At 42.8% G+C, this 18820-nt stretch carries 17 protein-coding genes, 1 riboswitch and 1 other annotated feature; of the genes, 7 read left to right on the forward strand and 10 right to left on the reverse strand.

Going from position 1 to position 18820, the window contains the following annotated elements; genetic code table 11:
• From QN079_RS09590 to recQ, 4 genes are all read right to left on the reverse strand, one after another.
• On the reverse strand, nucleotides 1-366 hold the full coding sequence (locus tag QN079_RS09590; RefSeq protein WP_289229616.1) for an EF2685/EF0750 family sortase-dependent surface protein: 366 nt from the start codon (nucleotides 364-366) through the stop codon (nucleotides 1-3).
• 541 nt (nucleotides 367-907) lie between these two features.
• The gene (locus tag QN079_RS09595) at nucleotides 908-1651 is read right to left on the reverse strand and encodes a MurR/RpiR family transcriptional regulator (protein WP_015509932.1); all 744 of its coding nucleotides are present in this window, start codon (nucleotides 1649-1651) and stop codon (nucleotides 908-910) included.
• Between the two features lie 57 nt (nucleotides 1652-1708).
• Complete coding sequence (locus tag QN079_RS09600) at nucleotides 1709-2128, reverse strand: GNAT family N-acetyltransferase (protein ID WP_289229617.1); 420 nt, start codon at nucleotides 2126-2128, stop codon at nucleotides 1709-1711.
• 56 nt (nucleotides 2129-2184) lie between these two features.
• Nucleotides 2185-3951, reverse strand: a complete 1767-nt coding sequence (gene recQ / locus QN079_RS09605) for a DNA helicase RecQ (RefSeq protein ID WP_289229618.1) — start codon at nucleotides 3949-3951, stop codon at nucleotides 2185-2187.
• A gap of 118 nt (nucleotides 3952-4069) precedes the next feature.
• Between recQ and QN079_RS09610 the strand changes: the two genes are divergently transcribed.
• Nucleotides 4070-5185: an NAD(P)/FAD-dependent oxidoreductase gene (locus tag QN079_RS09610; RefSeq protein WP_289229619.1), complete on the forward strand. Its 1116-nt coding sequence runs from the start codon at nucleotides 4070-4072 to the stop codon at nucleotides 5183-5185.
• Between the two features lie 90 nt (nucleotides 5186-5275).
• On the opposite strand, the gene QN079_RS09615 is transcribed toward QN079_RS09610, so the two are convergent.
• Nucleotides 5276-6286, reverse strand: a complete 1011-nt coding sequence (locus QN079_RS09615; RefSeq protein WP_015509935.1) for a plasmid pRiA4b ORF-3 family protein — start codon at nucleotides 6284-6286, stop codon at nucleotides 5276-5278.
• Between the two features lie 66 nt (nucleotides 6287-6352).
• A complete protein-coding gene (locus QN079_RS09620; RefSeq protein WP_118215709.1) occupies nucleotides 6353-7891 on the reverse strand; it encodes a metal ABC transporter substrate-binding protein in 1539 nt (512 codons plus the stop codon).
• Between the two features lie 321 nt (nucleotides 7892-8212).
• Nucleotides 8213-8312, forward strand: a riboswitch (TPP riboswitch).
• A gap of 93 nt (nucleotides 8313-8405) precedes the next feature.
• Between QN079_RS09620 and QN079_RS09625 the strand changes: the two genes are divergently transcribed.
• Genes QN079_RS09625 through QN079_RS09640 form a run of 4 tightly spaced genes read left to right on the forward strand, consistent with a single transcriptional unit; the run spans nucleotide 8406 to nucleotide 11640 of the window.
• Nucleotides 8406-9029: a YkoF family thiamine/hydroxymethylpyrimidine-binding protein gene (locus tag QN079_RS09625; RefSeq protein WP_289229620.1), complete on the forward strand. Its 624-nt coding sequence runs from the start codon at nucleotides 8406-8408 to the stop codon at nucleotides 9027-9029.
• On the forward strand, nucleotides 9022-9624 hold the full coding sequence (locus tag QN079_RS09630; protein ID WP_289229621.1) for an ECF transporter S component: 603 nt from the start codon (nucleotides 9022-9024) through the stop codon (nucleotides 9622-9624). The genes QN079_RS09625 and QN079_RS09630 overlap by 8 nt, the downstream gene beginning before the upstream one ends.
• A complete protein-coding gene (locus QN079_RS09635) occupies nucleotides 9621-11033 on the forward strand; it encodes an ABC transporter ATP-binding protein (protein WP_289229622.1) in 1413 nt (470 codons plus the stop codon). The genes QN079_RS09630 and QN079_RS09635 overlap by 4 nt, the downstream gene beginning before the upstream one ends.
• On the forward strand, nucleotides 10960-11640 hold the full coding sequence (locus QN079_RS09640) for an energy-coupling factor transporter transmembrane component T (protein WP_289229623.1): 681 nt from the start codon (nucleotides 10960-10962) through the stop codon (nucleotides 11638-11640). The genes QN079_RS09635 and QN079_RS09640 overlap by 74 nt, the downstream gene beginning before the upstream one ends.
• 62 nt (nucleotides 11641-11702) lie before the next feature.
• Here the strand turns inward: QN079_RS09640 and QN079_RS09645 are convergent, their stop codons facing one another.
• Nucleotides 11703-12221, reverse strand: a complete 519-nt coding sequence (locus QN079_RS09645; RefSeq protein ID WP_010749528.1) for a S24/S26 family peptidase — start codon at nucleotides 12219-12221, stop codon at nucleotides 11703-11705.
• 142 nt (nucleotides 12222-12363) lie between these two features.
• Between QN079_RS09645 and QN079_RS09650 the strand changes: the two genes are divergently transcribed.
• The gene (locus tag QN079_RS09650) at nucleotides 12364-14241 is read left to right on the forward strand and encodes a hypothetical protein (RefSeq protein WP_353957170.1); all 1878 of its coding nucleotides are present in this window, start codon (nucleotides 12364-12366) and stop codon (nucleotides 14239-14241) included.
• A gap of 96 nt (nucleotides 14242-14337) precedes the next feature.
• Nucleotides 14338-14542 (forward strand) — a binding site (T-box leader).
• Nucleotides 14543-14583: 41 nt separating this feature from the next.
• Nucleotides 14584-16017 (forward strand): proline--tRNA ligase, encoded by a 1434-nt coding sequence (gene proS / locus QN079_RS09655; RefSeq protein ID WP_142968228.1) that lies wholly within the window; start codon nucleotides 14584-14586, stop codon nucleotides 16015-16017.
• A 45-nt stretch (nucleotides 16018-16062) separates the two neighbouring features.
• Here proS and lplA read toward each other — a convergent pair whose 3' ends face one another.
• The 3 genes from lplA to QN079_RS09670 form a co-directional block, all read right to left on the reverse strand.
• Nucleotides 16063-17067 carry a lipoate--protein ligase gene (gene lplA, locus QN079_RS09660; RefSeq protein WP_015509943.1) on the reverse strand — a complete coding sequence of 335 codons (1005 nt, stop codon included), beginning with the start codon at nucleotides 17065-17067 and terminating at the stop codon, nucleotides 16063-16065.
• Nucleotides 17068-17085: 18 nt separating this feature from the next.
• Nucleotides 17086-17826 (reverse strand): MBL fold metallo-hydrolase, encoded by a 741-nt coding sequence (locus tag QN079_RS09665; protein ID WP_005229857.1) that lies wholly within the window; start codon nucleotides 17824-17826, stop codon nucleotides 17086-17088.
• Between the two features lie 206 nt (nucleotides 17827-18032).
• Nucleotides 18033-18818: a DUF975 family protein gene (locus tag QN079_RS09670; protein ID WP_230319135.1), complete on the reverse strand. Its 786-nt coding sequence runs from the start codon at nucleotides 18816-18818 to the stop codon at nucleotides 18033-18035.
• Between the last annotated feature and the right edge of the window lie 2 nt (nucleotides 18819-18820).

The raw sequence follows: 18820 nt of genomic DNA on the forward strand, positions 1-18820 counted from the left end.
CTATTCCCACTTTTGGGAAGTAGCTTTTCCTTTTCGAATGATTTGTTTTAGTACATATAAGTCAAGCGCGATAATTAACAAAAGACCTCCTAGAATCACCCAATCCAATCGCTGAACGGTGTTAGTCTGAGGCAGTTCTCCCCCCGGCTTCACCGTGTCTTGCGGCGGGCGTGGAACTGGTTCTGTTGGCGGTGATGGTTCTGGAGGATCTAGCGTTTCATATACTCCTGTAAACTGCACGGTTCCATCTGTTTCGGTTGATCGCAGCTCATCGCTGAAGCTTGTTATTGGAAAGCTGCAAGCGACCCATAAGGCGAGACAGCCTTTTAGAAGTTTTGCTAAAAAACGCGCACCTTTGATGTTCATTCTCCCTCCTCCTTTTATAGAATTCACTTCAAAAACCATCGTTTTTGAGATTATAAAAGGATTTGCAAGAAATGTGGAAGAAAACCATTTTAAAGCATGGTTTATCAGCCTTATTAAAAATACCACTCAAAATAAAATAACACATCTCAAAAACGATGGTTTTCAAACATGTCCTATTTATTATATCGTTGATTGACTTTTGATAAAATTCACATTCTTCTTCAAATGGTGAATATTGTGAATCTTCGTTATCTTTCGTGGCTCATTCCTTCCAAAATACTCGTCATTCTATAAAAATCTATTGAAAATGACACGAATCCAAGTCATTTTTACTGCACACTTTATCTCAACCCTCATTTCCCCTTGCTTGTCACTTTACTTTTTTTCATACAGCAAACTTTTCAAGTCGATTCCCATCGATACCTACACCTATTTTTTTCACAATAAAAAAACAAACAGCCAAATCATTCCATCAAAGGAATCCCTTTTGATGGAATGAAGCTGTTTGTTAATTTACGTGTGAATAAAGAGAAAAATCCGTTTACAATTCTTCTGCTGTTAACGAAAACTGACGAACCGTCTCTGATAAAGCTTCCACTAAGAAAAGGCAAGGAATTTGCGTCGTCAAATCTTCATACTTGTTGATGCGTTTTACATCAACTGAATAGTCCAAGACATAATCGGACATTCGTCCCAGAGTGCTATTGGCGTCACTGGTGATCGCTACCGTGGTGAAGTCTGGATTGTTACGAAACCCATTGACGACTTCAATGATCTCGGTAGTCGTTCCCGTGATGGACAAGACGACGATCATATTATCCGAAGTATGCTTCAACTTAGCAAAAATGGGGTACGTATTATCCACTAATGCATAGCTATTAAACCCAATCGTAGCAAAACGGCGGGCAGCGTATTCACACATGGAACCAGAGGCACCGATGCCATAAAAAATGATGTTGTCGCATTCCAACATTCTTTCTGCGATCCGACGAATCTTTCCTTCAATATCTCGCGGAAAATGTTCAGCATTCAGGACATTCATGCTGCTATAAAAACTAACGGCATCTAATTCAGGAACTTTAAACTGGGTACGAAACTCCGTAAAGCTTTCGTACCCTAATTTACGGATAAAGCGCATGACCGAAGAAGCTGAAGTGTGTGATTCAAGCGCGATCTCCCGGACACGCATGTAAGGAATTTTATCACTTTGGCTGGACATGTAATGATAGATTGCACGATCGGTCTCTGATAACTCATTGAAATCGATTTTTCCAAAAAAAGACATGTTAAACGCTCCTATTTTTTTGTTCTCCTATCAATGTACCATAAGCTGGCAGAAACATCACAACTGTTTGACAAGAAACAATTCCATCGGCTGTTCAAATCCAGGACTTGTCAAAAGTAACCCACCGGCATCTTGGTAACCGAGTTTGCGATAGAAATGCTGTGCCTGCTCGTCGACTTGTGTGGAAGTCAAGCAAAGAGCGTGGCCAGCTGCTTTTTGCTGTTGTTCCCAATAAGTAACCAACCGTTTCCCGATTCCCTTGCCTTGATGCGCTTCTGCGATCACTAACATGGTACAAAAAGGAATCGTGTCCCAGAAAAAATTGTAGCGCAGCAACCCTACTGGCTGATCGTCTGCAACTACAACATAAGCAGTTTTTTCCATTATCTTTTTGGCGAAGACTTCCGTTGGTAAGTGAGTATCCAAAGAAAACCAAAATGCTTGATCTGCAGCTACTGCCGGTCGAATCGTAATCACTGATGTTTCGTCCCTTCCTGCTGTCTTTTTAGTCTTATCTTAAAAAATTGTCTATTTTAGTCACTTTCCGTCTTTTCGTATTCAGAAAGCAATGCTAAAAAGGCGTCGCCATACTTATCCAACTTGTTTTGGCCAACTCCTTTGATCTGTAAAAACTCGATCGGCGTTTTTGGCTGAACTTCTGCCAGCTCTCGCAGTGTTTTATCAGAAAAAACCACATACGGCGGCAAATTTTGTTCTTGTGCGAGATTCAATCGTAAGGTGCGCAGTTGATCGAATAGCTCATCATCCACCACTAACTGTTTGACTTTGGTTTGTTTTCTATAAACTTTTGCTTTTCCAAGCAACACATCAATCCCCGCATTGGTCACACTTAACAACGGGTATTGCCCTTCAGAAGGCAAAAGATACCCTGATGCTGTTAAATAATCGATCAGCTGATTGACTTCCTTTTGGGACCAATCTTTCATTAATCCATAAGTTGGTAACTTTTCAAAGCCCCACTGTTTGACTTTTCGATCGCCTGAGCCAGTTAGCACTTTCCCCACCATGGCTTTCCCAAAGCGTTCGCCCATTCGTTTCACACATGACAACACTTTTTGTGTATCCACTGTGATATCCACTTGTTCTCTTTCATCAAGACAATTGCTGCAACGTCCGCAATCGGGACCATCTTCTCCGAAATAACGCAAAATATAGCGCTGCAAACACAGTTGTGTATGTCCGTATTGGCTCATCTCCCGCAACTTCAAGTATTCGTTTTGGCGATAAAGAATGTCTGATTCGGATTGATCGATAAAGAATTGCTGGATCTGCATGTCTTGCGGAGCATAAAGCAAGATCGCATCACTAGGTTCCCCATCTCGTCCAGCACGTCCTGCTTCTTGATAATAAGACTCCAAATTACCTGGTATCTGGGCATGGATCACGAAGCGGACGTTGCTTTTGTTGATTCCCATTCCGAATGCATTGGTGGCTACCATCACTTGTAGGCGGTCATAGAGAAATTCTTCTTGGAAAAAGGAGCGCTCTTCTTCTGAAAGCCCGCCATGGTAATACCCGACTGACACGTGTTCATGCTTCAACAGGTGATAGATTCGTTCCACTTCTTTGCGGGTGCTGGCGTAAATAATACCTGATTGTCCTTGGTTCATTTTCAAATACGTCGTTATGTAGGTATCTTTTTGATCCTCGACGACTTGAAAAGCCAAATTTTCCCGCGCAAAGCCGGTCTTGACTTGATTTTCAGCTGGAATCGAAAGTAAGTTTTCGATATCTTCGGCAACTTTGGGCGTAGCTGTTGCGGTAAGGGCTACGATCGTTGGCTTTTGTTCCCAATTGTCGATCGTTTCGGCGAGCCGCAGATAGCTCGGGCGAAAATCGTGCCCCCATTGGGAAATACAGTGGGCCTCATCAACGGCTAACAAAGCGATCGGCATCTGCCGCAGCGAATAGCGAAAAGCTTCTGAGTCCAGACGTTCTGGAGAAACGTACAGCAGCTTGATTCGTCCTTGGCGAGCTTCTTGCAAGCGTTGATTGATCTGTGATCCTGTCAAGGAAGAATTGATGTAAGCAGCGGGGATCCCCATATCAACGAGGCTGTCTACTTGATCTTTCATTAAAGAAATCAAAGGTGAAATGACCAAGGTGACCCCATCCAGCAAGAGCGCTGGCAACTGATAACAAATCGATTTCCCGCCACCAGTATGCATGATTCCCAAAACATTTTGTTGTGTTAAAATAGATTGAATAATCGTCTCTTGACCTTCACGAAACTGTGAATAGCCAAAATGTTCTTTTAAGACTGTTTGAATAGTTTGCATAATACCCTCTTTTCCATTTCCTTATTATACGCAATTAAGTACGCAAAGAAAACGGCATTAAGAGAACTTTCGCTTTTTATTCGCTTTTCATTGAAATCAATCAAAGGAGTCTTCTACTATGAAAAAAGTTGTGATTATCGGCGGTGGGATCATTGGATTGACCCTCGCCAATTATCTTGATAAAACTAAATTTGACGTGACTGTCGTTGATTCCCTTATCGGGCAAGCAACGTCTGCTAGTGCTGGCATCATTTCCCCTTGGCTCTCCAAACGCCGCAATAAAAAATGGTGTCAGCTTGCACAAGATGGTGCCGCGTTTTTCCCAAAATTGGTGCGGGATTTTGCTTTAGATGAATCCATCTATGCCCCCTGTGGCACGTTGGTGGTGCGTCCCGAAAACGCGCTTCAGGAGCTAGCAGATCTGGCTGTGAGTCGCCGCAAAGAAGCCCCAGAAATCGGCAAGATCGAGTTGCTGACAGGACCACAAACCAAAGAGGCACTGCCATTATTGAAGGAAATGTCCTCATTACGGATCTCAGGAGGTGGTCGTTTAGATGGTCGTGCTTATCTTGCGCACGTAAAAGGAGTTGCCTTACAGCAGCAAGTGACTTTTATCGAAGAAAAAGCCGAGATTTTAAGAAAGGACAGCCATTGGCAAATCAAAGCAAAGGATCAACTCCTTGAGGCAGAGGTTCTTTGTCTGACAGCTGGACCTGGATTGTTAGACTTGTTATCACCTTTGGGGTATCACGTTGATATTCGTCCGCAAAAAGGCCAATTGCTTTCCTTTGCTGCCAACTTGCCGACAGATAATTGGCCAGTCGCCATGCTAGAGGGTGAAGGCGACTTGATCCCCTTCTCAAATGGTCAAATTTTATTAGGCGCTACGCATGAAAATGATGCTGGTTGGGATCTGACGCCTACGGAAGCTGCCAAGCAACAATTGATGACAGGAATCGGTGCTTTTCTTGAAGATCCCGAAGCACTCTTTGCCACGCCTGTGACCATGCGCGTTGGCACACGTGCCTATACTTCTGATTTTGCGCCGTTCTTTGGGGAAGTGCCTGATGAAACGAATTTGTTCGCCGCCAGTGGACTTGGTTCTTCTGGGTTAACGACCGGGCCTTATATCGGTTATCTCCTAGCCAATCGGATCAATGATGGACGATCTCAACCAAAAAATTTCTTGAGCTACACAAAACCGATGACAGAATATATCAAGAAGCGTCTTTGACAGAAGACTAAAAAACCACCAGAACCGCTAGGGTCTGGTGGTTGTCATTGATAGTCTTGCAGAGTTACGATACAGTCTTCTAGCTGATCGCTAAACATATTCTCCTGTTTCCCAATAATCGAGTAACATTTCATTGATGATCTCGCGATCCAGTGGTTCTCGGAAATCGTCATCAAAGGCATCTTCAATTGGAACATCGCCAACAGCTTTGATACAAACTGGAACGACGGGATCTGGGTGATCTTCTGTCGTCAACACTTTTTCAATTTTGATCTTATGTGTCCAATCTGCCCCCATATCATAAATGTAGGTCATGGACTTGCAATACTGAAAATCTTGGTCAATACCGGAAGCATCCGTTGGTACGGAATTGCCTAAGCCGATCGATTTCGAACCGGCAATAAACAAGTACAAATGTTGATTCATCCACTCAAAGGCAATCTGGATCAAAATATGCAGCTGCTCATAAGTCAGCCCTGCAGGAATGATCAAACGACGCCAAATTGGCGGACGGTATCCTTCTAAATCAATACGGATCTGATAGGCGACTGGTCTATTCGCCGCTTCATCAAAGGCCGTATGTTTCGTTGGAAATGGGACGATTTTTGGCGAGATTGCAGCAATACGCGGGTCATCAACGGGCAATAGTTCATGTTCTTCAGGATCGGTGTCTTGAATCATCGCTAACATCGCTTCTTTCTTTTCAGCTGACCAAAACTGGGGTTTGGACATCCGTGCGAAAAAGATAGGTTGTTTTTCAGCCAATACAAAGGCGATTTCTTGGTATTGTGATTTGGTGATATGCTTTTCTTTATACATGCAGTAATAAAAGTCTTCAATGGCTGTTTTGGCAAACGGAAGAAAATTTAAACTGTACGGTACTTCTTGAGGCAGCATTTCGGTATACACCGATTCGACAAAGACTTTGTCTTTTAATTTAGTCATGCCACCATCTGTTTCCGCGCAAAAGATCAAGTAAAAAACAGGATCTAAGTAGTGTTCAAGATCGTCGTCACTAACCACACTTGGTCCGCCATACAAATCAACGTGATCCATCATACGGTCAATCACTTTCGCTAATTTCTTCAATGTTTTTTCCAAAAAAATTCTCGCTCCTTCCTATCAAGTTTACTTTGACGAAAAGAGCGAGGATTGTCAATCTTTTTTTTAATGGGAAAGCATTTCCTGTGCAATTTCTAATCCGCTCATCCCAGTTGGATAATAGGTTGGCCAATGATCCATTTCTTCTAATAAGGCTTCATGACTATCATTGCCGAAGTAGATATGGAAATGATGGGACGCACTTGGTGCGATCATATGGTCGCTGAATTGGATGTATTTGAATGCCGCATCTTCGTCAGTGCTTTCAAACAAGAAACGTACGCCACGATTACCAGCGGAATAGTTCAAAATCTCTTTGCCAGTATACACATAATTTGCTTCTTTCTTCGTACCATCATCGAAGATAAACGTCATTGTATTGTCTGTGATCTTGATCTGAGCAACATCTGTTTGATAACCGGTCGTATAATACTCTTTGTATTCGTCAGCCGTCATTTTCTTGTCCATTTTTGCTTTATAATCAAACACTTGGTCTAATGTTCCGTCTTGTAAAAATGGATACACGGATTGCCATTCTCCTGCCCAATCAGATAAGGGACGATCTTGAACATCTGCATCCTCGAAATAGCCGTTATAAACCGTTTTTTCTTTTTCGGCTTCCGCTATTTCTTTGTCATTTGCTACATCGGTCGTTTTTCTCAAGGCATCACGGTTTTGTTCCATGATCGAAATATAGTCTTCCCCGTTATCCATTTGTTCTTGGGTCAACCCTTCTAATGGATTCAAGACAGCCAGTTCGACACCTGCTTCTGAAGCTAACGTTCGTGCAATACTGTCTTTGGCATTTTCTTCAAAGTAAATCGTTTGGATACCTGTTTCTTGAACGAACTCTTTTAGTTCTGCGATTCGTGAAGCGGAAGGTTCCTCGCTTGGTGAAAGACCAGAGATCGGTACTTGGGTCAACCCATATTCCAATGCCAAATAACCAAAAGCTGCGTGCTGGGTCACGAAGTGATTTTGCGCTGGATTGCTAAACGCTTCTTCATAAGACGCATGAAGCTCTTGTAACTTCGCTAAATAATTCGCAGCATTTTCAGCAAAGGCTGTTGCTTTCGCTGGATAAGCCTCACTTAGTTGGTCACGGATCGCCTCTACTTGTTTCATGGCTAAGCTTGGTGCTAACCAAACATGGGGATCCAATTCATGGGAATGACCATCGTCGCCATGATCGTGGTCATGATCATGATCCTCGTCTCCTGGAAGTAAGACCATTCCTTCTGTGGCTTTGACCACTGTCACATCGCCATCATTTAACGTAGCTTCAATCGAAGGAACCCACATTTCCATGTTTTCATTGTTGTAGACAAAGACATCCGCATCTTGGATCTTTGCCATGTCCTTTGCAGAAGGTTCGTAGTCGTGGGAATCAGTGCCTGCGGGCATCAATAATTCGACCTGCCCTTCATCCCCTACGACTTGGCGTGTAAAATCATACATCGGATAAAACGTGGCCATGACCTGAATTTGTTCATTCTCAGAAGAGGCGTTTCCTGACTGCTCCGTAGCGTCAGATCCACCTTGACCACAGGCAGCCAATGCGAGGGCTACTGCTGATAACATCGTTATTTTAAAAAACTTCTTCATTTTCTAACTACACTCCTTTTATTTTTCCTCTTTTTCTTTCCCTTGGTAAAATACTGATTAATCAATTACGATTTATAAAAACAAAACGTAACGTTTACGTTTTACCATCGGTTTTATACTTTACACAACTATTTGCAACCTGTCAACCGCTTTTCCACTTGTTTTTTTATATGTAAAAACCTTCATATGTACCACCACAGATATCAGTGAAGAAATTTCCTTGAAAGACCTGCTCTGCTGATTTTTTTCAATCGTCGAACATCTCTTTTTATTGTCCTTTGCTGGGTCCTGTGCTACACTCGAGGGGTAATTGAATAGAAGATTATCCACTAGGGGCGCTTTATGCTGAGATAGACGTAAGTCTGGTCCCTTAGAACCTGATTTGGTTAGTACCAACGTAGGGAAGTGGCAGCGCATGATTTTTCGCGTTCCCATTTTTTCTGTCTACGTGTGGATAGAAAAAGGAGGAACGCTTTTTTTGTAGACAGAAAAACCATCGAGAGGAGAAGAGAAAATGACAAATGAACCAATCGCCTGTGCCGCAGGCGGGATCGATATCACTGGGTGCCGAGTAAGTTTGTACCCCATGAAAGACCACTTCGCGCAACAAATCGTAGCGAGCATTGAGCGGACGGATACAACAGCTGTTTGGCAGCAAACCGATCTGTTCAGCACCCTTTTCCGAGGGGAAGCCCCAAGTGTTGTCGATGCGGCAGCTGGGCTATTTATCAACGCTTACGAATCCAAGACACACCTCGTGGGTGAGTTTACTTTTTCTAAGGGCTGTCCTGGCGATTCTGCAGGTGACGCGTTTTTGAATGGAGACCAGGCACAACCCAATAAAGCAAGCAATCTTATGAATGGTACGTTTGACGTGGATTGTAAATACTCGTTTTATGTATTTGGGGAAAACAATTATATGGAAGAGATCGCCACCATCGTCCAACTGGCAGAAACCTATGGTTTGGCGCCTCGCTCCGCCCATTATGTCACGATGCTGACGGGAACGGCCAACCAACTCTTTGGGTATTTTGAAGCGGCATTAGCGTATGCTCATGACCATCTTCCCCATTATGTGTTAGAAGCAACGGTCTCAGTCAACAGTCCTTCCAAAAAGAAGGCGGTGTCGCATGACTAAATGGGTCTTAAAAGATGTCATTATGGTGGGGATCGCTTCGTTGATTTTTGGTGTGATCTATTTGGGCGCTGTTCATTTTGGGCTGTTGTTAGGTACGCTTTTAACCCCCTTTGGTTTGTCTGTTTTAGCGAATGAGTTTATTTTCGGGGTATGGTTTATGGCAGCGGCTTTTGCTGGCTATGTGCTGCGCAAACCGGGCGCAGCGACGATCACTGAGATGATCGCCGCACTTTTAGAAGTGTTTATGGGGAATTTTTATGGACCGATTATTTTTATCAGCGGATTTGTACAAGGGATTGGAACAGAAGCTGGCTTTGCATTAGGTGGCTACCGTCGCTATGGCTGGTTCCCTTTGATCACTGGTGCCATTGGCGCCACGATCACGAGTTTTCTTTGGGGGATCATTCGGTCAAATTTCGTTGACTTGCAATGGCAGTTGTTGGTGGTGATTTTTATTATTCGCTTGCTTTCTTCTTTATTCTTTTCCGCCTTTTTGGTGAAGATCGTCTGTGATCATCTGACACGCATGGGCGTTCTCAACAGTTATCCGATTGCTGAAGACCAAACCATTAGCGCCAAACGAGAAGCGACATGAGCCTGCTCGTGAAAAACGGCTGCTTTTTCGTGGATCAAAAACGGCTTGATCTGACACTGTCTTTAGCCCCTGGAGAAACAAAAGGAATCTATGGTGCTTCAGGAACAGGAAAAAGCACTCTTTTCCACCTCTTAGCGGGGCTTAACGAGAAAGGGTTTGAAGAAGGAACCTATACGATCGATGACCGAACGCTAAACCAGCTTTCCATTCGAGAAAGAAGCACGTCGATCAGCTTACTGTTTCAAAATCCAGATATGCAATTTTGTATGGCCACGCCTCGAGAAGAACTACTGTTTTGTCTTGAAAATCAATGTATTCCCCAAGCCGACATGCCAAAAAAAGTAGCGGAAGCCTTGACGTTTTGCGAGATCAGCCATCTTGCCGATCAGCCCTTTACGACCTTGTCTGGCGGTGAGAAACAGTTAGTAGCATTGGCTTGTTGTCTGATTTTAAAGAGTCGCTACTTACTTTTGGATGAACCATTTGCCAATTTGGACGCTGACACAAGTCAAAAAATCATTCGAAAACTGCGACAGCTCCAAAAGCAACATGCCATTGGCATCTTACTGATCGACCATCAAATCAAAGAAACTGCTGACTGGGTAGCTGAGTGGCTGCTGATTGAAGAAGGATTCAGATCCGTCGATCAAGAAAAGATGCGCACACTCGATCAGGAGCTGCGCAGGTCACTACCGCCTGTTGAGATTAAGAAACTTTCTGCAAAAGAGTGGCTATCTTTTCAAGATTTTCGCCTGCCGATCCGTAACCAAGCGATTGTTTTTCCAAATCTTACTTTTGATAGTGGGACAATGATTGGGCTCACCGGACGTAGCGGCAGCGGCAAATCTTCGTTTTTAAAAGCGATCTTGCAGCAGCAGGCATACTCAGGAACCATTCGCCTGTGCGGGGATCCAATCAAGAAGCATCCCTCCCCTTTTCGGTCCATCAGCTGGATCATGCAAAATCCGCAGGACCAGTTTTTGGCTGCTACAGTGGCACAGGAGCTTAGCCAAGGACGTGCAGCGACCGAGAGTGACAAACTGCTGGAAAAATTGCGACTACAAAACAAGAGCACTCAGTCCCCTTTTCTACTCAGCCAAGGCCAGCAAAGACGCTTGGCAGTAGCAGCTTTATTGCAGCGACCAGTCAAATTACTGTTGGTGGATGAACCGACCTATGGCCAAGATGTCAAGCAAGCTTGGCAGGTCATGCAGCTGTTAGCCGAAAAAGCCGCAAGCGGCACCTTGGTTTTGATCGTTAGTCACGATGTCTTATTATTGGAAGCATTTTGTTCACAAATCATTGATTTTAATCATTATGAAAAGGAGGACATAGATGCGCACTCTCAACCCGACAGTCAAGTTATTCGCCATTTTAGGACTCGCCTTACTGGTTTCTTTTCAAAATAATTTCAGATTGAATCTGCTACTCTGTGTCCTGTTCTTTGCTGTTTCTGTAAGCGAACGCTCTTTGAAAAAAAGCCTTTTGCTTGTTTCTGCATTGACCTTGGCAGCTGTGGGGGTCTTTTTCACCGGACTCCTTTACTACCAGGACAACCAAGGTGGCTCCTCCTCAGCAGCAGCTATGCGCTATGGACTTGACATGGCAAGCCGTATCTATTGCTTTGGTATGTTGGGCAGTTCTTTCAGTGTATCGACCACGATCAATGAGCTGATTTATTCGCTACAGCAACAGCTGCGACTCCCTGCCGTTTTTGCCTACGGTCTGCTCGCTGCGTTTCAAATTGCGCCCATCATTCCAGCCGAGTATCAGAATATCCGTAATAGCATGCGTTCTAGAGGAATCCCCGTCAATCCATTTTCATTCAAGATGCTGATCCCTTTACTGGTCAAATCGATTCGTTGGTCTGAGCTCTTGGCGACTGCGATGCTTTCAAGAGGATTTGACAGCGAGGCAAAGCGAACCTACGCCAAGTCATTTCGCATCACTTTCGCCGATATGCTCTTTCTATCTTTTTGTCTGATAATCGGCCTCGCTGGAACACTGCTCTTATGAAGGGGAAAAAGAGAAAAAGCCAAAGAAACACTGCCGTTTCTTTGGCTTTTTCCTTCTTATGGCTAAGAGATGATTGATTTTTTTATGGATCCAGATTTTATTTGATAGAGCGTTACAAACAAGGTGGTCACTAAAATATACATTGCGAAAAGGAAATACATGTTTTTAAAAAGCTGGATCGTCGTTTGATTGAGCCAAGCCCCAACTTTAGGGATATAAAAAATGGGTTGCCCAATCAATTGGCTTTTTTGGATTTCTTTTGGTTCCATCTGGCTTTGGTTATCACCGATCGCATAAAGCACCGATTGGTTTTCTCCCACTGCAACGATTCGCCGTGTGCGCATCTGTCTGCCGTGATCGACATAATAGGTCACTTCATTACCAACGACCAAATTGTCTTCTGAAGCCTTTTTAACAAAAAGTAATGTCCCTTCGGAATATGTAGGTTCCATTGCATCGCTGTTAACGATGGCCATTGTGAAACCAAACGCATGAGGAATCACGACCGCTAAAACAGAAATCAGCATAAACAACAATACAAAAAGTGAGAGCATGATACTTTGTTTTGGCAAAAGTTTCATTTTCTTTTCTCCTTCTAAGGCTCAGTTTCTTTTTCGATTCTATAACATAATTAAATTTTTTTCAAATATTTAAAAACGATTCATTGAATTTTTATGCATATTTTTTCTGATTATTATTTGACTTTATTTTACTATTTATATTATGCTAAAGGCGATTAAAAAACATAGGAGAAAAAGTATGCTTTTTTTAAATAACAAGTTCTTTTTTAAACGTTGGATTCCCTTTATCCTACTCGTTCTATTTTTGCTAGGAAGCATCGGTTTTTTTCTTATACTCTTCCTATATCCTACTTCTGATAACCATACCGTGGAGAAGAAGGAAGATTGGATTTTTTATGCGGAAGACAATCCTGATTCTACTTTTATTAGCCGTTATGTGAAATATTTACCTAGCGTAAAAGCCAATGAGCGATTTGTCATGCAGCGAAAAATGACCAACGAATACAAATATCCAACGATGCTGCTGATTGGCGATCATCAACACATGACCGTCTATCTGGATGATCAAGAAATTTATACCAATGAAGCTGCCGAACATTCATTGACCTTCAACCATCCTGGCAAAACCTTATCTTTTATCACATTGCCAGAGGATTACGTTGGAAAGACGTTGAAGATCTACGTGACTAGTCCTTTCGACACCTATTCTGGCTTTCCAGCCGAAGTCTTTTTCGGTCCTGCCAATGCATTGATCGGTTATGTTTTTAGTCTATCAATTTTGAATATCTATATCCTCCTATTTACCGGATTTATTTGTATCCTTAATTTATTTTATCTCTTCGTTTCTTTTATCAACCAAAGAAAGCTGAAAGTCTCTTCCATTTTATTCAGTGGCTTTGCCTTAAGTGCAGGTTTAGAAGCAGGCTTCGGGGATCTGCTGGGTGGACTGCTTTTTTCTCCCATCGTGAATTCATTTATGTTAAATTTTCTTTCGATTATTACGCCCATGTTTTTGATTGGGTTTTACTACACAAACATGCACTTCGTACGTAAGTATTATCAGAAATGGTTGGTTGTTCACTACTCCTTCGGGATCTTTGCCATGTTTTTGGCACTTTTTCAAAAACAAAGTTTGCCAATCGTCATGAACTATCTGTTTTTGTTAAACATCACCAGCACCTTTGTGACTTCGTTTGCGGCGATTTATGAGGCGTTAAAAAAGAATCAATTTTATGTCCTTTGTGCACCTTGGATCGTTGTCGCGGCAATCGGTCATGGGTTCTTGTATATCCAGGATATTTTAGTCCTCCCGCAATCTGACATCAATTGGCGCTCGATCATCTTTTTCTTACTGATACTTATTTTTACTTGTTATGGGTTCCTCGAACTCTTTTTTGCCAGTGAAGGCAAAAATAAGCAGATCGACACAGCAGACATCAAAGTGCGATTGTATGAAAATCAGCAGGCGATCGGTCCAGATCAAACGGCACAATGGCAGCAAGTTTTACAAATCATCAAAAAGAGAACCCATACCATTAAAGACATGTTAGAAGACGAACAACTAGCGGCTGCGTATGAAGGTCTTTGCGAGATTGAAGAAGAAATCAAGCAGCAGCTAACGATCCCTGCGGTTGAAAAAGAATCGATCACGACGATGCTGCTTGCTGATTATCAACACACTGCCGCTCAAAAAAGGATCACGCTTACCTGCGATGACCTCACGGAACCACTGGAACGATTGGAAGAAAATGATCGTCTGTCCTTGATCGCCCATTGCTTAGAGTACGCCATCCGCTACACCTGTTCGGTCACAGATCCTCAAAATCGCAGGCTTTCGTTGAAAGTGACTGACACAAAAGAACAGCTACATATCGACTGTCAAATGCCGCTTTTGACAGAGGATGAGACAGAAAAACTGCAAACTGATGAAGCAAAACGACAGGCGATCCATAATGATGTGCAAATGCTGGAACAAATTTGTCTTGTCTATCAAGGAAGTCTGCGTATCGAGGATTCAGATGGTTTTCATTTTTTGCGTTTAACATTTGCCGCTAAAGCGGATCTGCTGTCTTTTGACTGACTGCCTTTTCTCCGATACGTTAAACGGTCTATTTTAAGAAAAAGCGAAAAAACTCTTGCTTTTTTCGCTTTTTCGCTTTAGCATGATAAAGAACAGCAACAAGCATTGGAATAGTAATTTTATGATGGTCTTAGAGAGTCGATGACAGCTGAAAAATCGACACCCGCTGATAAAATGAACCTACCCAATGGCAATGACCGCAAAACGGTCGGTGGAAAGGCCTTATCCTTTACGAGTTGGATTATCCTGATCGATAATCAACAAAGGTGGTACCGCGAAATCCAAGCATTTCGTCCTTTTTTAGGACGAGATGCTTTTTTATTTTTTTAAGGAGGAAAAACAATGACACAAAAAAATGATTTTACAGAATGGTATATCCAAACGATCCAAAAAGCCGAATTGATGGCTTACTCCCCAGTGAAAGGTTCCATTATTTTCCGTCCTGACGGTTTCGAACTTTGGGAACATATTCAAGAGGAGTTCAATCGTTTCTTGAAAAAAGAAGGCATTCGCAATGCATACTTCCCAATGCTGATTCCGCAAAATTTCTTTATGAAGGAAGCGGATCATATCGAAGGCTTTGCCCCTGAATTACCTTGGGTCACAGAAGTCGGCAACGAAAAACTGGAAGAACCTTTGGCCTTGCGTCCAACCTCAGAAACCATGATCGGCTCTGCCTTTTCTGATTGGATCAACTCCTACCGTGACCTGCCTTATGAAATCAATCAATGGGCAAACGTCTTTCGTTGGGAAAAGAAAACATTGCCTTTCTTGCGTACCTCAGAGTTTTTATGGCAAGAAGGTCATACCGCTCATGAAAATGAAGAAGATGCTCGTCAACGCACCATGAAAGTCTTAGATGAATATGCCCGCCTTTGCGAAGAATTTCTAGCGATCCCTGTTTATCGTGGACAAAAAACCCCATCTGAGCGCTTTGCGGGGGCAGTAGATACTTATTCGATCGAAGCGATGATGAAAGACGGCAAAGCAGTCCAAGCAGGAACCAGCCACTACATGGGGACAAAATTTGCTGAAGCATTTGATATTACGTATTTAACGAAAGAAAACAAGCATACCCATGCCCACACAACCTCTTGGGGTGTCTCTACCCGCTTGTTAGGTGCCTTGATCATGACCCATGGCGATGAAAATGGTTTAGTTTTCCCACCAACCATTGCACCAACCCAAGTTGTGTTGTTACCAGTCGGTCCTTGGAAAAAGAATCCAGCCATCTTAGAAAAATTAGAAGAACTGTATGCCAACTTTAAAGCCAAGGGCATTCGTGTTCGTTTGGATGATTCTGATAACTCACCTGGCTATAAATTCAATGAATGGGAACTAAAAGGCGCTTGCTTGCGAATCGAATGTGGCCCAAGAGATTTAGAAGCTGGCAAAGTCATGGTCAAAGTCCGTGACCTACCTGACAAGCAAACGGTGGCGCTTGAGGAATTAGAAGCGTTTGTTGACCAAGAATTACAAGCAATGACTCCACGTTTATTAGCAGCTGCGAAGGAACGAAACAAAGAAAATGAGTACACCAACATCGATACATTGGATGAACTAAAAGCCCATATCGAAACGTGCAAACAAGAAGACAAAGTGACTGGTTTTGTTTTGATCGGTTGGGACGGCTCGGAAGAAACCGAGGCCAAAATCAAAGAAGAAACTGGCTTTACTACCCGAAACATTCCGTTTGAAGCACCAATGGAAAAAACAGTCGATATTGTCAGCGGCAAACCTGCCAAACACACCGTTTGGATCGCCCGCGCATACTAATAAAAAACGAAGCAGCCAGATGGAAAAGGCTGCTTCGTTTTTTGATTAATAAATCAATGAAAGAAAATCTTCAGGCGTGATGTTGCCAAAATATTTTTTGACATCAATGTTGGCAATGACTTGTGCCAAATCTTCTTTGGCATAACGAGTACCGATCAGGGCTTGTTCTACATCTGCAATGTCCCCTAGGCCGAAAAAGTCGCCAAAGATTTTGGCATCTGTGATTTTTCCTTCTGCCACATTTAAACGAACTTCGATGGAGCCGATCGGGAATCGATGACGGCGTTCGATATCAAAGGCTGGTGATTTGCCGTAATTCCAATCCCAGTTACGATAATACTTATCGGAAATCTCATTGATCTTGACCCAATCCTCTTCTGTTAGTTCATAGGTTTTGACGTCTTCCACGGAATCGACACCAAAAATCTTCAATAAGATTTCTTGACGGAACTCTTCAGTCGTCATGTCTTGCTTCTCTTTTGGCAAGAATGGTTTGATGTTGGTCACTCTTGAACGGATCGATTTGATGCCTTTTGATTCGATTTTGTCTTTACGGACTTTCAAGGCGTTGACTACTTCATTGATATCACTGTCAAACATGATCGTGCCATGAGCAAACATCCGGCCATTTGTTGCGTACATCGCATTCCCAGAAAATTTCATGTCATTGATCACAAGGTCGTTGCGGCCTTTTAGTTGCGCCCCTTCAACCCCCATCTCATGTAAAGCTTGGACGATTGGTTTGGTCAGTTTTTCAAAATCTCTGAAAGAATTCCCATCGTCAGGCATAATAAAGCTGAAATTCAAGTTTCCGAAATCATGATAGACTGCACCGCCGCCGCTGAAACGACGAACGACATGGATCCCATGTTCATCCACATACTCCTTATTGATCTCTTCGATCGTATTTTGATTGCGTCCAATGATAATCGATGGTTCATTAATGTAAAAAAGTAAGATGGGTTCATCCACTTTCATTTCTTGAAGAAGAAAAATCTCGATGGCTAAATTGATGCGTGGGTCATTCAGTTCGTTCGGTACAAAAAGCATACTATTCGTTCCTCCTAATTAGATGATTTCAATTATTTTTTGAACAGCCGCCAATTCAACGGGGATCCCATTGGCAGCTAGTGCAGCCTCTTCTCGTAACTGTTCTAAATCACCGTGTTGCGGCAAATGCGTCAACATTAATTTTTTTACCTGTGCCGCATGGGCAATCTCGCCTGCTTCTTTTGACGTAAAATGAGCCTTGTGCCGCTCATTGCCTGCAAAAAGATAGGTATCTGCCAAAAACAGGTCAGCTCCTTGTGCAAACGGAACAAAAGATTCTAAGTAGCCAGAATCGCCTGTAAAAACAAAAACCTTGCCTGTACTTTTCTCAACAAATCGCATGGCATAGCAAGTGACTGGATGGATCGTCTTCATAAAGGTAATGGTAAACGGGCCCAATTCCAATGACTCCGTTTGGAGGTAATCAATTCCTTGAGTCACTCCAGGCATCGTCAGGCTTTCAAAATGAACTGTGTCCTCCCCGTGTCCGTAGATTGGCAAAACCTGGCGTTCTTCGTTTCCTGGATATAATTGCCAATAGTATTGCAATACCCCTAGATCCGCAATATGATCGTGATGGTAATGCGTCAGAATCACTGCATCTAAGTCTAAGGGATCAAGGATTTTTTCTAGTTGGACCAAGGTGGTGCTTCCCGCATCAAGCAGCAAATGAAAGCCTTCTGACTCAATTAAATAGCCAGTAGTCCCTTCACCATTATACGGATAGGCACCTAAACAACCTAAGACAGTTATTTTCACTTGTGTTTCCTCCTCTTTGGCTCAAGCTGGTTTTCTACTTCTTTTATGCTATCACATCTCAGCTGATTTGACTAAAATCCGACCATTTTTTTGCAAAAAAAGATCGAGAAAACGAGAAAAAGACGACGTCTATTGGTAGAACCCTATGAATGAGTTTTTTACTCTATCTGCAGGGAGCCAGACCAATGGGCCGTCGTCTTTTTTGTTTATCTGATCATCGCTCGTTGTTCATTGATCAATTCCTCATAAAATACTGCATTGACTGCATAAGCGTAGGCGTTTGCCCATAGCATCCCGATCATCAGTGCCAAAAAGCCGAGAATAAACCAGCCAATCAATGATAACTGTAGCCAAATGTATTGACCCAGATGTGGACGCAAGAGCGCAAAGGCCACTTTAATTGACTGAAGAACCCCTAATTCCGGTTGATCATAGCGCAGATAGATTGCTAATTGAATCACACCAGTAACGACTTGTGACAAAAAGAAGAACAAAATGATGGAGAGAAAGGTCCCAATCACAAAAGCGACCGAGCCATTAAACATCGCCACATCAATAGAGATTCCCCGATTAAAATTGAATACCAAGTCCAAATATTGATTGAGTCCTGATAAGACAAACTGCGGCAAGAAAATCGCAAAACTCAAAAGATAATTTAAAAGCGCGCTCACTAAATTTAGTAGCAAAAACGGTACATACAGACGTTTATCAAAGACTAGAAAAATATCCGCCACCTTGATTCCTCTGCCACGAACCAGATAGAGTGCCATGATACTCAACGCTACCGAAAACGCAAAGAAGACAAAATTGTCCAAGATCAGATCGATCCAGCTCCCTGCATTGTTTGCACCAAAAGAAGTCCCAATACTACTAAAAAGCGAGCTGACCACCGCTTGTACCGCAACCGTCGCTAAAATACTTAAGACGAACGTTCCCCAGAATCCGCGCAAGGAGTTTTTGGCGGTCTCTCGAATCATTGTATTTGATCTCATAG

Origin of the sequence: Enterococcus sp. FZMF (genome assembly GCF_030263915.1) — a bacterium.
GTDB classification, from domain to species: domain Bacteria; phylum Bacillota; class Bacilli; order Lactobacillales; family Enterococcaceae; genus Enterococcus_D; species Enterococcus_D casseliflavus.

Coding starts and splice junctions, on each gene's coding strand:
- QN079_RS09590 (WP_289229616.1), bottom strand. CDS start 366: ATGAACATCAAAGGTGCGCGTTTTTTAGCAAAACTTCTAAAAGGCTGT.
- QN079_RS09595 (WP_015509932.1), bottom strand. CDS start 1,651: ATGTCTTTTTTTGGAAAAATCGATTTCAATGAGTTATCAGAGACCGAT.
- recQ (WP_289229618.1), bottom strand. CDS start 3,951: ATGCAAACTATTCAAACAGTCTTAAAAGAACATTTTGGCTATTCACAG.
- QN079_RS09610 (WP_289229619.1), top strand. CDS start 4,070: ATGAAAAAAGTTGTGATTATCGGCGGTGGGATCATTGGATTGACCCTC.
- QN079_RS09620 (WP_118215709.1), bottom strand. CDS start 7,891: ATGAAGAAGTTTTTTAAAATAACGATGTTATCAGCAGTAGCCCTCGCA.
- QN079_RS09625 (WP_289229620.1), top strand. CDS start 8,406: ATGACAAATGAACCAATCGCCTGTGCCGCAGGCGGGATCGATATCACT.
- QN079_RS09630 (WP_289229621.1), top strand. CDS start 9,022: ATGACTAAATGGGTCTTAAAAGATGTCATTATGGTGGGGATCGCTTCG.
- QN079_RS09635 (WP_289229622.1), top strand. CDS start 9,621: ATGAGCCTGCTCGTGAAAAACGGCTGCTTTTTCGTGGATCAAAAACGG.
- QN079_RS09640 (WP_289229623.1), top strand. CDS start 10,960: ATGCGCACTCTCAACCCGACAGTCAAGTTATTCGCCATTTTAGGACTC.
- QN079_RS09645 (WP_010749528.1), bottom strand. CDS start 12,221: ATGAAACTTTTGCCAAAACAAAGTATCATGCTCTCACTTTTTGTATTG.
- QN079_RS09650 (WP_353957170.1), top strand. CDS start 12,364: ATGCTAAAGGCGATTAAAAAACATAGGAGAAAAAGTATGCTTTTTTTA.
- proS (WP_142968228.1), top strand. CDS start 14,584: ATGACACAAAAAAATGATTTTACAGAATGGTATATCCAAACGATCCAA.
- lplA (WP_015509943.1), bottom strand. CDS start 17,067: ATGCTTTTTGTACCGAACGAACTGAATGACCCACGCATCAATTTAGCC.
- QN079_RS09670 (WP_230319135.1), bottom strand. CDS start 18,818: ATGAGATCAAATACAATGATTCGAGAGACCGCCAAAAACTCCTTGCGC.